At 64.1% G+C, this 14,145-nt stretch carries 18 protein-coding genes; 1 reads left to right on the top strand and 17 read right to left on the bottom strand.

Annotated features, from left to right (window positions below; genetic code table 11):
- Window position 1: 1 nt before the first annotated feature.
- Both fliE and MTR64_RS06740 read right to left on the bottom strand, forming a co-directional pair.
- Window positions 2-385: a flagellar hook-basal body complex protein FliE gene (gene fliE / locus MTR64_RS06745; protein ID WP_243992104.1), complete on the bottom strand. Its 384-nt coding sequence runs from the start codon at window positions 383-385 to the stop codon at window positions 2-4.
- Window positions 382-1,671 (bottom strand): sigma-54 interaction domain-containing protein, encoded by a 1,290-nt coding sequence (locus MTR64_RS06740; RefSeq protein WP_243992101.1) that lies wholly within the window; start codon window positions 1,669-1,671, stop codon window positions 382-384. Before MTR64_RS06740 ends, fliE begins: the two co-directional genes overlap by 4 nt.
- Before the next feature lie 268 nt (window positions 1,672-1,939).
- Here MTR64_RS06740 and MTR64_RS06735 point away from each other — a divergent pair, with 268 nt between their 5' ends.
- On the top strand, window positions 1,940-2,761 hold the full coding sequence (locus tag MTR64_RS06735) for a flagellin (RefSeq protein ID WP_243992099.1): 822 nt from the start codon (window positions 1,940-1,942) through the stop codon (window positions 2,759-2,761).
- Window positions 2,762-2,861: 100 nt separating this feature from the next.
- On the opposite strand, the gene MTR64_RS06730 is transcribed toward MTR64_RS06735, so the two are convergent.
- The 15 genes from MTR64_RS06730 to flgB form a co-directional block, all read right to left on the bottom strand.
- On the bottom strand, window positions 2,862-3,677 hold the full coding sequence (locus MTR64_RS06730) for a nuclear transport factor 2 family protein (RefSeq protein ID WP_243992097.1): 816 nt from the start codon (window positions 3,675-3,677) through the stop codon (window positions 2,862-2,864).
- Between the two features lie 4 nt (window positions 3,678-3,681).
- A complete protein-coding gene (locus tag MTR64_RS06725) occupies window positions 3,682-4,104 on the bottom strand; it encodes a nuclear transport factor 2 family protein (RefSeq protein WP_243992095.1) in 423 nt (140 codons plus the stop codon).
- 126 nt (window positions 4,105-4,230) lie between these two features.
- Entirely contained in the window at window positions 4,231-5,070 is an 840-nt protein-coding gene (locus MTR64_RS06720; protein WP_243992093.1) for a flagellar motor protein MotB, read from the bottom strand.
- Window position 5,071: 1 nt separating this feature from the next.
- Entirely contained in the window at window positions 5,072-5,935 is an 864-nt protein-coding gene (gene motA / locus MTR64_RS06715; protein ID WP_243992091.1) for a flagellar motor stator protein MotA, read from the bottom strand.
- A 58-nt stretch (window positions 5,936-5,993) separates the two neighbouring features.
- Window positions 5,994-6,917: a flagellar hook-associated protein FlgL gene (gene flgL / locus MTR64_RS06710; RefSeq protein ID WP_243992090.1), complete on the bottom strand. Its 924-nt coding sequence runs from the start codon at window positions 6,915-6,917 to the stop codon at window positions 5,994-5,996.
- Between the two features lie 7 nt (window positions 6,918-6,924).
- Complete coding sequence (gene flgK / locus MTR64_RS06705; RefSeq protein WP_243992089.1) at window positions 6,925-8,262, bottom strand: flagellar hook-associated protein FlgK; 1,338 nt, start codon at window positions 8,260-8,262, stop codon at window positions 6,925-6,927.
- 3 nt (window positions 8,263-8,265) lie between these two features.
- A complete protein-coding gene (locus MTR64_RS06700; RefSeq protein ID WP_243992088.1) occupies window positions 8,266-8,625 on the bottom strand; it encodes a rod-binding protein in 360 nt (119 codons plus the stop codon).
- The gene (locus MTR64_RS06695; RefSeq protein WP_243992087.1) at window positions 8,622-9,743 is read right to left on the bottom strand and encodes a flagellar basal body P-ring protein FlgI; all 1,122 of its coding nucleotides are present in this window, start codon (window positions 9,741-9,743) and stop codon (window positions 8,622-8,624) included. The genes MTR64_RS06700 and MTR64_RS06695 overlap by 4 nt, the downstream gene beginning before the upstream one ends.
- Window positions 9,743-10,429, bottom strand: a complete 687-nt coding sequence (locus MTR64_RS06690; protein ID WP_243992086.1) for a flagellar basal body L-ring protein FlgH — start codon at window positions 10,427-10,429, stop codon at window positions 9,743-9,745. The genes MTR64_RS06695 and MTR64_RS06690 overlap by 1 nt, the downstream gene beginning before the upstream one ends.
- Window positions 10,430-10,434: 5 nt before the next feature.
- Window positions 10,435-11,223 (bottom strand): flagellar basal-body rod protein FlgG, encoded by a 789-nt coding sequence (gene flgG / locus MTR64_RS06685; protein WP_243992085.1) that lies wholly within the window; start codon window positions 11,221-11,223, stop codon window positions 10,435-10,437.
- 13 nt (window positions 11,224-11,236) lie between these two features.
- Window positions 11,237-11,980: a flagellar basal body rod protein FlgF gene (locus tag MTR64_RS06680; protein WP_243992083.1), complete on the bottom strand. Its 744-nt coding sequence runs from the start codon at window positions 11,978-11,980 to the stop codon at window positions 11,237-11,239.
- Window positions 11,981-12,004: 24 nt separating this feature from the next.
- Window positions 12,005-12,817, bottom strand: coding sequence for a flagellar hook-basal body complex protein (locus MTR64_RS06675; RefSeq protein WP_243992081.1), 813 nt, complete (start codon window positions 12,815-12,817; stop codon window positions 12,005-12,007).
- A gap of 24 nt (window positions 12,818-12,841) precedes the next feature.
- Window positions 12,842-13,198, bottom strand: coding sequence for a flagellar hook capping FlgD N-terminal domain-containing protein (locus MTR64_RS06670; protein WP_243992079.1), 357 nt, complete (start codon window positions 13,196-13,198; stop codon window positions 12,842-12,844).
- Entirely contained in the window at window positions 13,195-13,602 is a 408-nt protein-coding gene (gene flgC, locus MTR64_RS06665) for a flagellar basal body rod protein FlgC (RefSeq protein WP_243992077.1), read from the bottom strand. The genes MTR64_RS06670 and flgC overlap by 4 nt, the downstream gene beginning before the upstream one ends.
- Window positions 13,603-13,604: 2 nt before the next feature.
- Window positions 13,605-13,949, bottom strand: a complete 345-nt coding sequence (flgB, locus tag MTR64_RS06660) for a flagellar basal body rod protein FlgB (RefSeq protein WP_243992074.1) — start codon at window positions 13,947-13,949, stop codon at window positions 13,605-13,607.
- Window positions 13,950-14,145 lie beyond the last annotated feature (196 nt).

Raw genomic sequence — 14,145 nt, 5'->3', positions numbered from 1 at the left:
ATCAGACCCCCATTCGCATGATGTCCTGATAGGCGGACAACAGCTTGTTACGAACCTGCAAGGTTGCTTCGAAGGCAACACCGGCTTCCTGGCGGGCAAGCATGACCTTGGCGACGTCGGTCACTTCACCCTTCTGATAGGCTTCAGTCAGGCCCTCTGCCTTTGCCTGCACTGATTTCACGCCATCGAGCGCGTTTTTCAGCGTGTCGGCGAAACCCTGGGCGGGTTCCTGCGTCTGGGCCGGGCCTGCGACGGCGCTGGCATCGGCGCCCTGCGTGGAATGCAGCTGCTTGAGCAGATCATTGCGCTGAATGATCTGCTGGCGCATTTGCATGATCTGCTGGACACCGCCGGCGCCACCGCCGATGCCCGAGATCCCGCTCATCGCCGGCCGCCGACCGCAGTGCGGCCGATCTCAATGCCGGCTTCGCGCAGCGAAGCGAGGCGGTAGCGCAGGGTGCGTTCCGAAATGCCCAGTTCGCGGGCGGCGCGACCGCGGTTGCCGCCGCAAGCCTCGAGCGTTTCCATGATCGCACGGGCTTCGGAGATCTGGACGACGCTCGACAGGCGGCGTGGTGCTTCAGCCGCCGACTGGGCGGCCAGCGCTTCCATCGACGTCGGCGCCGGAGTGGATACGAGGCGGGCCGGACTGTCGAACACGATATCTTCGGGCGCGATCAGGTCCTTGCCGTGGGCCAGCAGCAGCGCGCGGCGCATGACGTTTTCCAGCTCTCGGACGTTGCCCGGCCACTGGTGCAGCTTGAGCATGGCCAGCGCGCCTTCGGTCAGCACCGGAATGCAGGCCGGATCGGGTGCGTGGCGCAAGGTCATCGCGAAGGCCAGCGGCGCGATGTCGTCCGGACGCTCGCGCAGCGGGCGCAGAGTCAGCGGGAAGACGTTGAGGCGGTAGTAGAGGTCGGCGCGGAAACGGCCTTCGGCAACTTCCGCCGGAAGGTCACGGTTGGCGCAAGCGATTACCCGGACGTTAACCTTGATCGGGTGGGTCGCACCGATCGGCACGACTTCCTGTTCCTGCAGCGCGCGCAGCAGCTTGGCCTGGAGCTGCAGCGGCATCTCGGCGATTTCGTCAAGCAGCAGGGTGCCGCCGTCAGCTGCACGCATGAAGCCTTCGCTCGCCTGGGTCGCGCCGGTGAAGGCGCCCTTCTGATGGCCGAACAGCATCGCTTCCAGCATGGCTTCCGGCATCGCTGCGCAGTTGACGGCGATGAACGGGCCGTTGCTGCGGTTGCTGCGAGCATGGATGAAGCGGCTGAGCACTTCCTTGCCGGTACCGGTCGGGCCGTTGATGAGGACGGGAATGTCGCTCGTTGCCAGACGGTCGGCCAGCGCGAAAATCGAGAGGCTTTCGGCATCTGCAGCGATCGGCTCCGAGGGGCCGGACATCGCGGCAAGCAGCATGGCGAGCGAGGCTTCGCTGACGCCGTCGCCGTACGTCAGGCTGATTTCGCCATCGGTGGCACGGCTCAGGGCAGGCATGGGTCCGCGGGCAAGACGCACGGTGCGTGCATTCGAATTGCCCGGTGCAGTGTCCTTCGCGTCGCGCAACTCGATAGCCGCGCAGTCGAACAACGAAGTCGCGATTGCCCCCGCGCGATTGACCAGCGGACCATGCCGGCGCGCAAATTCATCGTTAAGAGCCAGAGCGGCCATGTCTCGATTTCCCCCGTGGAATTAACCAGTTCCGAGGGTGTTTATGAGGGTTAACGGCCAAGAGATCGGAAATTTAAGTCCTCGTACTAACACCTAATTTTGCCGTTACGCGGCAAGGGGTTGCAGGGCACCCGGCAAGCCTCCGGCAAGAAACCGGCAACGAAGCGGCTTAATTTTGCCGGTCCGTTGCCGGTCTATGAGCTGGCAGCCGTGCCGGATGGGCCGGTCAGGTTGCCCGGATCTCGGGACACCTAACGGGAGCTTTGAAATGTCAGTTATCAATACCAACATCTCGGCGATCAAGGCGATGAACGCCTCGACCACCGCGAGCAAGATGCAGAGCACGGTCATGGAGCGCCTGTCGACCGGCAAGCGTATTAACGGTTCGAAGGACGACGCCGCCGGCCTCGCCATCGCAACCTCGATGACCTCGTCAATCAAGGGCATGAGCCAGGGTATCCGTAACGCCAACGACGGTATCTCGCTGGCCCAGACCGCCGACGGCGCTCTGTCGGAAGTCACCAACATGATGCAGCGCGTCCGCGAACTGGCTGTCCAGTCGTCCTCGGGTACCTACCAGGACACCGACCGCGCGGCGATGCAGCAGGAAGTCTCGGCGCTTACCAGCCAGATCGGTGACGTGCTGTCGCAGACCAAGTTCAACGGCAACGCGCTGTTCTCGACTTCGGGTTCGGACGTTTCGTTCGACATCCAGACCGGTGCGAACTCGGGCGAGAAGATCACGCTGACCTCGACCGCGATCGACGGCACCAACATCACCTCGGCGGCGCTCGACGTCTCGACCTCGGCCGCCGCTTCGGCGACGATCGACAGTGTCGACCTCGCACTGGCGGACGTGAACGTCACCCGCGCTTCGCTGGGTGCCGGCCAGAACCGTCTTGAATCGGCTATCAACACCCTGACCAACAACGTGACGAACCTTTCGGACGCGCGTTCGCGGATCGAGGACGCCGACTATTCTTCGGAAACGACGGCCATGGCCAAGGCGCAGATCCTCTCGCAGGCTTCGACCGCGATGCTCTCGCAGGCCAACCAGAGCCAGCAGAACGTCCTGTCGCTGCTGCGCTAATATAAAAATTAGTTAACCAGCCTGCCCTAACCAAGCAGGTTTTCGGGCCCGGTGGGTTCCCCAGACCGCCGGGCCCTTTTTCATGTCCGCAGGGTACGCGTCATTCCGCGATGTTCATCACGTAAGTGCGGCGCCTGAACAGCCAGCGCCCTTCCCGTTTGACGAGTTCGTCGTCATAGCGGGCCGAAAACTTGCGCACCTGCCCGAGAATGCGTGCAATTTCGCGAACATGGCAGCTTGCCGTCGCGGTGTCGCCGGTTACGCGGATGGTGCCGGGCATGGCGAAGAAAGCCAGCGCTGTCATGGATTCCGCAATCTGGTCCCAGCGTTCGGACAAGGCCGCCTTGCCGGCGACTTCGCCGGTGGAAGTGTGCCAGACGCAGTCGTCCGACCAGCAGTTCAGCCATTGCTGCTTGTCCATGCGTGAAGACGCATCGGCATAAGCTTCCATCAGTTCGCGTATGGCCATCCGCTCCGCGGCCGGTCCGGCGAATAGCGCACCGGGCGGATCGGGACGGGTCTCGCGTTCGAGCAGATACGTGCGATCCACGAGCCACCAACGCCCGGCGCGCCGTTCCAGTATATCCTCGTAGTGGCCGGTCAGTTCCCAGGTGGAGCCGTCGGGATAGAGCAGGCTCTCGGTCTGGTAGAGCCGTGCGGTCGCTTCGTCCCCCTCGATTTCCAGCGCGCCGAGGCGGATGCCGATGGTGACGCTGATAACGTCCGCCATGAGCTGGTCGAACATCGTGCCGATCGCGGGAAGGCCCGCGATATCGAAAAAGGGCGAACGCGATTGGGCATCCTCGGCATAGGCGGCCAGCCAGGCATCGCGGTCGATCCGAGCCGCGCCATCGGCGTAGCCTTCGTAAAGTTCGCGGATGGCGAGCCGATCGGATTGGGGGCCGGTGAACGCCACTGGTTCAGTCCGTGACCAGCGCGTCGAATTCGCCGATGGTCTGCGTATATTCGCGGCGCGAGAATTTCCATTCGCCGCCTGTCTTGCGCAGCGTGTCGGCATAGTGGCCGCAGAGCTTGAAGTGGCTGCCGTTCTTCATCAGCACGACTTCGCGGGCATAGGAGCGAACGCGCGCGGTATCGCCCTCGATCTCCATGGCGCCGATCTCGCCCAGGAAGGCTACCGTTTCCCAGTCCTTCCACAGGCTGTCCCAGGTCTGGAGCAGGGCTTCGTGCCCGGTCGCATCGAACAGATGGCTGGTCCAGCACCCGTCACTGGTGAAGCAGGAAATCCATTGCTCGCGATCACCGCGCCAGCTGCAGTCGGCATAAGTGCCGTAGAGTTCTCGGATGGCGAGGCGATCCTCGGCCGGTCCGGTAAATGCCATGTACGCTCTCCCTTTCGTTTGAGCGCAATGGTGCGGCGGAGCGGGCAGGCAGGCAAGCATGCCCGGATCGCAGCCGCGATAGCCGAAGACAGTTGTCTGCGGCCATCGCGCGGTGCGGATCGGGTGTCAGTCGAGCAGTGTGATCGAAATACGGCGGTTGCGCGGGTCCTGCGGGTTGTCGGGGATCAGCAGTTCCCGGTCGGCCACGCCTTCGATGCGCTTGAACCGGTCTTCGCTGATACCGTCACGCATCAGGGCCTGGCGGGTCGTTTCGGCGCGACCGGCCGAGAGTGACCAGTTGTTGCCCTGGGCATCCGCTTTGTAAGGCAGCGAGTCGGTATGGCCGCGGATGGTGAGCTGGCCCGCGTCGGGACCCACCGCCTCGGCGATTGCACCGATCAGTTCGGCGGCCTCGGGGGTGAGCACGGTAGTGCCCATGCGGAACATCGAGAAGTCGGCGTCGTCCACCAGGTCGATGCGAACACCCAGGGTGGTGTCGACGAGCCGGACCTGCTTGGCCAGCTGGCGCAGGCGCATGGTCGATTCAAGCTTCTTCGTGACCGCTTCCTTGGCGCGCATGGTGCGCTTGACCTTGCTTCCGCCTTCCTTCGGTCCGCCGGTGGCGTCGCGCGGGATGGTGAGCGTCTTGGTTCCGGTCTGCCCGGCACGGTGCGGGTAATCGTCGGCATCGACCAGTGACGATCCGCCCAGCAGGCCGGTGCCCGAACCTGCCGAGGCGTCCTTGTTCTTGACCAGCGTCGGCGTGAAGTAGTCGGCAATGCCCTTGCGCTGCTTTTCCGTGGTCGCGCCGAGAATCCACAGCAGGAGGAAGAACGCCATCATGGCCGTCACGAAGTCGGCATAGGCGACTTTCCATGCCCCACCATGGTGGCCTGCAGCGACCACCGTGATCTTCTTGACGATGATCGGTTTGGGCGGTTCGTTCTTGCCCCGCTTGACGGCCATCTCAGCGGCCTCTCATCGCGTCGAGCAGTTCGGACAGGCCGGGGCGGAACGCGTGGCCGAGGCCCGAACGGGCCGATTCAACCACCAGCGGCTGCGGCCAGCCGTGCAGCGAGGCGATGATGACCTGCTTGACGGCGTGGAAGATCTGCTCGTCCTGCTCGTTCACCTGCTTGAGACGGCCGGCCATCGGCGCGACGATCCCGTAAGCCAGAAGCACGCCCATGAAGGTGCCGACAAGCGCCGAACCGATCATTCCGCCCAGGATCGACGGCGGCTCGTCGATCGAGCCCATGGTCTTCACGACGCCCAGAACAGCCGCGACGATACCGAGCGCAGGCAGCGCATCGGCCAGGGTCTGGAGCGCGTGCTGAGGTTCGTGCAATTCGTGGAAGTGGGTCTTCATGGCATTGTCCATGACGTCCTCGACGGCGTGGACTTCCAGCGTGCCCGACGAAACCACGATCAGCGTCAGCGTGTCGCAGATCAGGTGGACCAGCGCTTCGTTGCCAAGGATGCGGGGGAATTCGGCAAAGAGCGACGAGGTCTTGGGATCGTTGACGTGGCTTTCCAGTGCCACCGGGCCTTCCGAGCGCAGGATGCGCATCAGCCGGGTGGTCAGGATGATTGCGTCGATGTGGTCCTGCCTGTTGTGCTTGGGGCCTTTGAACACCCGGACAAAGCCGGTGCCGAGCGCCTTGATCTCATGCATCGAGTTGCCCGTGACGATGGCGCCTACGGCGGCACCGCCGATGATGAGCAGTTCGTGTGGAATCGCGTGCATGACGGGGCCAAGAGCACCGCCGGTCAGCGCGAAGCCGCCGAACACCATCACCAGCAGGATGACGACGCCGATGATTGCAAACATGGTTAACTTCCCCCGTCGAAAAAGAACCCGGCCTCGCCGAAGGCCGGGGGCAATGGTGTCAGCTCAGGTTGTTGAACAGGCTCAGGCCGGCAAGCTTGGTGAAGCTCGCCTGGCTGGCCTGGAGAATGGTCAGAGTTTCCTGCAGGCTTGCGATCGCCTCGGTCATGTCGACGCCGCCGAGATCGGATTTCTCGTTGGCACGCAGTTCAGACAGGTTGGTGTTCCGCTCCGCGACGGTATCGAGCCAGGCAAGTCGGGTGCCGACCACCGTCTGTGCCGTGGACAGCGTGTCGAGGCCCGACTTGAGCGATGCCAGCGCGTCGTTGGCTGATCCGGTCGGATCGGTGGAGCCACCCTTGAGGGCCTCGGAGAGCGCCTTGATCGTCGCCATCACGTCGGTCGTATTGCCGTTGGCGTCGGTGAATTCGAAGATCTGCGGCCCGGTCATGGAACTGTCCATTGTCTGACCGTCGCCGATCGGCAGGCTCTGCGAGTTGCCCGTGCCGATATATGTCGCGTTGCCGCTGGCATCGAACTCGTAGGCATTGCCCGAGCTCTCGCCGCCGAAAAGCGCGTGGCCGTTCGAATCGCGCGAATTGGCGAGAGCCAGCAGATCCTTCTGGATCTCATCCAGCTCGGTGGCGATCCCGGCACGCTGATCGTCGGTCAGGGTCGTGCTGGCGGCCTGGGTCGCCAGCTCCTGCGCGCGGATGATGGCTGTCGACATGTTCGACATGGCCGAGTCGGCCAGCGACAGGTCTGCTGAAGCGCGGTCGGCGTTGGACGTGTCGATGGTAGCCAGCTTCTCCAGCCTCGAGAGCGTGCGCAGCCGGGCGGCGGCGACCGGATCGTCCGATGAACGTGACAGTTTTTCGCCGCTGCCGACCTGTGCCTGCAGGCTTTCGGCCTTGAGGCGCAGGTCCTTCATGTTGGCGCGGGACCGCTCGTAGAAGGCGCTGGTACTGGTAGCAACGATCGTCATGGCGAGCCTACTTGATGCCTAGGATGGTGTTGAAGATATCGGAAGCCACCTGCATCACCCGGCCCGAAGCCTGGAATGCCTGCTGGTAGCGCAACAGGTGTACGGCTTCCTGATCGAGATCGACCCCGGCCTGAGCCTGAAGCGCGACCTTGGCGGAGCTGGCGATCGAAGCGAGAGCGTCGCGCGTCAGGGTGCGCCCGGCGACCGCGCTGGAAATGCCGAACAGAATTGTGTTCATGTCACCGGCGGGATCTGCCGAGCTGAGCGCGTCGCGGAGCGCGGTGAGATTGGTCGCGTCGCGGCTGTTCGCAGCGCTGCCCGCCGCTGCAGTGGCGACCGCGTCGCCGCCGGTTGCGATCATGGCCATGTCGGCTGCGCCGGTGCCGCTGAACAGCGCCGTACCCGTATTGCCATCGAGATCGACGCCGCTTGCCTGCGCGGCGTTGACGGTGTCGATGATCTTCGCGGCGAGCGCGTCGAGTTGGTCGTTTGTAGTGGCAAGCTGGGTCAGGGCCTGGCTCTTGCCAGCCAGGGCCCCTGAATCGATCGTTGCTGCAGCATTGTCCAGGGTGAAGGAAATCGTTCCGTCGCTGGCAGTGGTCATTGCCAGTGTCGAGCCGGTGCCGCCCGTGACCAGGGTCGGGCCCGAGGAATCGCCCAGCGTGACGGTGACGACACCATTCGTGCCGAAGCTGGTCGAGATGCCCATCTGGTCGCTGAGGTTTTGCAGCAACAGATCGCGCTGGTCCAGCAGGGCGGTCTGGTCGCTCGACGCATCCGATGAACGGGCGAGGCGCAGGTTCACGCGGGCCAGTTCGGCAGTGATGCTGTTGACGCTATCGACGCCTGACTGCGCTTCGAAACGCAGCCCGTCACCCACGGCCTGGAGGCTGGACGCGGTGACATTGAAGGTGTCGGCCATACTGCGGCCTTGCTCGACCACTGAAGCGCGAAGGGCGCCGTCGGTTGGGTCGGAGACCAGCTGCTGAAGGGCTGCCTCGAAGTTGACGATCGAATCGTAGACGCCGGTCTGCTCGACGGCGGCTTCGATGTTCTCCAGGCCCTGCACTTCGGCGTCCGCGCGCGCGGCGTCGGCGCCGGTGCGGCGGACCTCGGACTGACGGAAGGTATCGGCGTTGCGGACCACGCTGGCGACGCGCACGCCGGCCAGGTTGATTTCGGTCGGCGAGGTGCTGACCGAGTTGACGCCCAGTTCGGTGACGGTGACGCTGCGGCGAACATACCCTTCCGACGATGCGTTCGAAATGTTGTTCGCCGTGACGTCGAGTGCGGCCTTGGCAGCGCGCGCGCCCGAACTGGCAATTGTGAGGAGGTCCGCGGCCATGGCTTAGCTGTCTCCGGTTCCGGTGGCCGTGCCGGTGATGGTGGCAGCAGCGTCGGTGCTCGTCTGGTCTGAGGACTGCGCGGGCAGGAACCGCGCCATCTGCGCCTCGATGATGGTCGCAAAGCCGAGCGTGCCGCTCTGCGCGGTCACGTCGGCGAAATGCTCGTCCTGCATCTGGTTGAAGGTGTCGAGCGCTTGGCTGCTGAACAGCTTGTCGCCGCCGAAGTCGGCCTTGCGTGCGGCCGACAGCATCTGACGCATGAAGACCGCTTCAAACTGCTTGGCAACGGCCTTTAGCTTTTCGCGGTCGGTGGTGCCGGCGGACATGTTCATGCCCGCGAGAGTGTTGGTGATCGTGCTCATATCACCACCATTTCCGCCTTGAGGGCGCCGGCCTGCTTGAGTGCCTCGAGGATCGCGACCAGATCCGACGGCGTGACGCCCAGCATGTTGAGGGCATCAACCACCTTGGACAGCGAAGCGCCGCCCTGGAACATCGCCACAGATCGCTTCTCTTCGTCGGCCGTCAGCGTCGAGTTCTGTTCGACCGCGGTCTGCCCCCTGCTGAACGGTGCCGGCTGGACGACGGTCGGGTTCTCATCGACGCGCACGGTCAGCTTGCCATGGCTGATGGCAGCGGGGGACAGGCGTACGGCCGAGTTGATCACGACGGTCCCGGTGCGGCTGTTGACGATCACGCGGGCCGGCGTTTCGGCCGGATCGACATTGATCATCTCGATCGCGGCCATCACGCTGGCGCGGGTGTTGGGGTCGAGCGGCAGGGTCAGGGCCAGCGTGACACCGTCCTCGACGGTGGCAGTGCCCGGCAGGCGGGTGTTGATCGCATCGCGGACGCGCGCGGCAGTAAGGAAGTCGGCGTCGAACAGGTTCCAGCGCAGCACCGGGTTGTTGTCGAAACCGGTGGCGACCGCGCGTTCGACGCTGGCGCCGTCGGCGATGCGGCCGACGGTCGGGATGTTGACGGTCAGGTTGGAGCCGTCCCGCCCGGAGATGCCGAGACCGCCCACGGCGAGGTTGCCCTGGGCCATCGCGTAGACCTGGCCATCGGCGCCGTAGAGCGGAGACAGGATCAGCGCGCCGCCACGGAGCGACTTGGCCTTGCCAATGGTGGAGACGGTCACGTCGATGCGCTGGCCCGGCTTGGCGAAAGCGGGAAGGTCAGCGGTGATCATGACAGCCGCCGCGTTCTTCAGGTTCGGCGCGACGCCTGCAGGCAGGGTCAGGCCCATGCGGCCCGAGACGCCCTTCATCGCCTGCGTCAGGTATTCGAGGTTGTCGTCGCCCGTGCCCGGCAGGCCGACGACGATGCCGTAGCCGGTGAGCTGGTTCGAACGCACGCCCTGGAACTGGCCCAGATCGCGCACGCGCTCGGCCATGGCCGCACCCGGAAGGGTGGCGGCGACGGCGGCGGCGAGTGCTGCAAGCGAAAGGAGGAAGCGGCGGATCATTGCGGTCACCATCAGAAAGGCGAGATCATGTTGAAGAACCGGCCAAGCCAGCCCTGTTTGCTCGACTGCTGCAGCGCGCCCTTGCCGCTGTATTCGATGCGGGCATCGGCAACGCGGTTCGACGACAGGGTGTTCTCCTGGTCGATGTCGGCCAGGCGAATGATGCCGGAAAACCGGATCCATTCATCTCCCTGGCTGAGCAGCATCTGCTTTTCCCCTCTGACAAGCGCGGTGCCGTTGGGACGAACCTCCGCAATGGTGACGGAAAGCGTCGAGGCGAGTGTGCTCGTCTGGGCCGCATTTCCCCCACCGTTGAACGACGAAGTCGAGCTGGCTTTAAGGGCATCGGGGTTCAGGAAGGACAGCGGGCCCGACGTCGGCGGTGTGATCGAGGCGCTGCCGCCCTTGGAATTCTTGGACGTCACCGACTTGGCAGCGGTGGTGCTTTCGACCAGCAGGATCGTTACAGGATCGCCTACGCGTGCTGCGCGGGTGCCGGTGTAGAGCGGCGCATAGCCCGCCGAGACGTTGAAGATTCCGCCGGTCGCGGTCTGCTGCTGCGCGGGCTGGGCTATTGGCAGCGTGGGCTCGAAGCCGGTGACCCTGGGCTTTTTCTTCGCGAGCGCAGGCGTCGGGGCCGCCGCCGCCATGGTCATCGCGAGAAGCGCCGCGGCGCAAGGGGTGAATGTCCTGCTCATGGTCCTTACAGCGTCTGGTTGGCGTTCTTGAGCATTTCGTCGACGGCCGAGATCATCTTCGAGTTGATCTCGTAGGCGCGCTGGGTCTCGATCATGTCGACCAGCTCCTCGACGATGTTCACGTTCGAGCCCTCGAGCATGCCCTGCTTGATGTTGCCGCGCCCGCCCTGTCCGGCGATGCCGATCTGTGCCGGACCGCTCGCAGCCGTTTCCAGCATGAAGTTGTCTGAAGCTGCCTGCAGCGCGGCCGGGTTGGTGAAGCTGGCGATCGTTATCTGGCCCAGCTGCGTGGTATCGGACTGTCCGGAGACCTGAGCCGAAACGATGCCATCATCGGAAATCGTGATGGTGGTCGTGCCTTCGGGAATGGAGATCGGCGGCTGGACTACATAGCCTTGCGCGGTCACCAGCTGCCCATCGGACGAACGGGTGAAGTTGCCGGCGCGGGTATAGCCAAGCTGGCCGCCGGGAAGCTGCACCTGAAAATAGCCGTCGCCGTCGAGCGCGAGGTCGAGCGAATTGCCGGTGGAGTTCAGCGAACCCTGTGTTTCCATGCGCGTGGTCGACTGGACGCCAACGCCGGTGCCGAGGTTCAGACCCGTGGCGTATGCGGTCTCGGTCGATGACTGTGCGCCGGCCACGCGGGCATCCTGGTAGGCGAGCGTCGCGAAGTTGGCACGATCGCGCTTGAAGGCCGTGGTGGAAACGTTCGCAAGGTTGTTGGAGATCACGCGCATGCGCGTGTCCTGGGCTTCGAGACCGGTACGGGCGACCTGGAGTGCTGAACTGGGCATTGTTTCTTGTTCCTCAGCTATCGACGCGCATGAGACGGGCGCCAGCTTCGTCGAGCTGGCCTGCGGTCTGGACGAGCTTGGTTCGCATATCGAAGAGGCGCTGGGCCGAGATCATCTGGACCAGTACTTCGGATATATTGACGTTGGATTCCTCGAGGGCTCCGGAAATGACCCGGGCGTTCTCGTCGACCGGCAGGACACCCCCGCCCTTGACGCGGAACTGTCCGTCGAGGTCCTTGGCGATCTGCGTGCCGGTGGTGCTCACCAGCTTGATCCGGTCGATGGCCTGCGCCGGCTGGTCCGGGTTGGCCGGATCGGTGATCATCACATTGCCGTCCGGCGCGATCGTCACGTTCGAGCCGGGCGGTACGGTAATCGGGCCGTTGTTGCCGATGACCGGCAGGCTTTCGCCATTCTGGAGCACGCCGGTCACGGTAACCGAAAGGTCGCCGCGCCGGCTGTAGCTTTCCTGCCCGTCGGGGGCCTGAACTGCGAGCATGGCGTCGCCCTGCATCGCGATGTCGAGAGCGTAACCGGTCTGGTTGATCTCGCCGTCCTTCATCGAGGCGCTTTTCACCTCGGTGCTGGACATTGCCCGCACATCCAGTTGCGGGCCTTCCAGCGTCATGGGCGTTGCCTGCAGAATCTCGGCCTTGAAGCCGGTGGTCTGGGCATTGGCCATGTTGCTGGCAATCACGCGCTGCTGGTTGAGCGACGCGTTCATGCCCGAAACGGCGGTGTAGATCAGACGGTCCATCGGTTAGCCCCCCAGCGTTGTCCGTCAGGTCCGCAGGTTGATGATGGTCTGCGAGATCTGGGTGGCGGTATCGATCGCCTTGGCGTTCGCCTGGAAGTTGCGCTGCGCGGTGATCAGCGAGACGAGTTCCTCGGCAATGTCGACGTTCGAGCGCTCCAGTGCGCCGGACAGCAGGCTGCCGTAGCTGTTCGAGCCGGGCTGGCCATAGGTCGCGACGCCCGAGGTGCCGGTTGCGGCCCAGGTGGCGTTGCCGAGCTGCTTGAGCCCGGTCGGCGCGATGAAGTGGGCGAGGGCGACGACTCCCAGCGTGTCACTGGTGCCATCTGAGTAGGTGGCAACGACTTCGCCGTTCTCGCCAACCGAGACGCCCGAGTAGTCTGCTCCAGCGGCGTTGGTCGAAGGGATCTGCACCGCCTGCAGAGTGGTGCTGCTGATCGCGCCGGTAGAGTCGACCGGGTAGACCTGCAGCTGCGAGCCCTGGGCGTTGGTGATGTAGCCCTGGCCATCGACCGTGAAGGCGCCGTTGCGGGTGTACTGGGTATCGCCGGAAAGCGGGTTGACGACAGTGAAGAAGCCTTCGCCGTTCACTGCGATGTCAAGCGCATTGCCGGTCTGTTCGATCGGGCCCAGCGTGAAATCCTGCGTGATCTTGGCAACGCTCGAACCGACGCCGAACGTGGTGTTCGGGTTGGAATTGGCCGAGGCGGCGATGATGTCGGAGAAGGCAGTGTTGCTCTTCTTGAAGCCGCCGGTTTCCGAGTTGGCGATATTGTTCGAAATGACACTGAGGTCGGTCTGGGCGCTCTTGAGACCACTGAGAGATGTGTAGAAAGACATCGGGGCAATACTCCTGGAAGAGAATCAGGCCGCGGCCTGCGTATCGGTGGCGTCCGTCGAGGCTGCGGAGCCTGACGACAGACTGCTGGCGAGCGACGCGATGGCGTCCTGCGTTGCGGTCTGTGCGGCAACGACATTGTCGAGCTGCGCCGAGATCGTGCTGAGCGTATCGGCCATCTCGGTCGTGGAGGACAGCTGCGAGAACTGCGCCATCTGAGCGAGCATTTCCTTCTGATCGACCGGATTGGTCGGGTCCTGCTGCTGCATCTGGGCAAGCATGAGCTTCAGGAAATCGCCCGAATCGAGCGCGGAGAGCGAAGACTTGGCCGTGGACGAGGAACTCGTCGTCGAGCTGGTCGAGGTTACGGAAGTGACGGTCATTTCATCCTCATCGTATCGAGCATGAGCTGCTTGGCGGTGGACATGGCCTCGACCAGGTTCTGGTACTGGCGCGAGGCTTCGAGCATCTCGACCATCTCCGCGTTCTCATCGACGGGAGCGACCCAGACGTCGCCGTTTTCGTCGGCGAGCGGGTGATCGGGACTGTGCTGGCGCACGGCTGTAGCGCTTTCGCGCACAACGCCCTGCACATCGACCGAGGCCAGACCGCTGGCACGGTCGAGGTCTTCGGCGAAGACGGCGCGGATCGGCTTGTAGGCCGCCTCTTCGCTGCCCGAGACGGTTCCGGCGTTGGCCAGGTTCGACGCTGCGGCGTTCATGCGAACCAGCTGGGCGGACATGCCGCGCTGCGCGAGGCCGAACAGGGTCATGGGTTGATCGGACATCGTCAGTCTCCCTTCAGGGCCCGGGTCACGGTATCCACGCGGGCGCGGATGAACTGCAGTGTGGCGGAGTAGCCGACGGCGTTTTCGGAGAAGGCGACCTGCTCGTTCTGCAGTTCGACCGTGTTGCCGTCGAGTGAAGGCATGACCGGCGTCCGGTAGAGCGTCGAGCGGTCGGCCGCGGTCGAGACGTCGGTCCCGCCCTCGGCGGCCTTGAGCGCAGCGGTGAAATCAATGTCCTTCGCCTTGTAGCCGGGGGTGCCCGCATTGGCGATATTGGAGGCAAGCAGGCCCATGCGCTGCGAGCGCAATTCCAGAGCCTTGCCATTGATTCCGAAAAGATCGGGCATTTCTCTCGTGTCCTACGTTTACCAGCGGACTTAATAGCAAGTGGCGTGCCAAAACCCGGATTGGCCTGTTTTTGCGGGGTTTCGGCAGTTTCGGCACGCCACAGGCAGCGAGAGCGGCAAGAGTTTGCCGGGGTGCGGCAAATATGCGCCTCCGCGCTTCAAATCCGCCGGCGCCTGCCGTTCTGGAAGCCGAAGG

This window comes from Novosphingobium album (ex Hu et al. 2023), from assembly GCF_022832385.1.
GTDB classification, from domain to species: domain Bacteria; phylum Pseudomonadota; class Alphaproteobacteria; order Sphingomonadales; family Sphingomonadaceae; genus Novosphingobium; species Novosphingobium album.
Note: the sequence above shows the minus strand (reverse complement) of the source record. Positions and strands in the feature narration are given on the sequence as shown.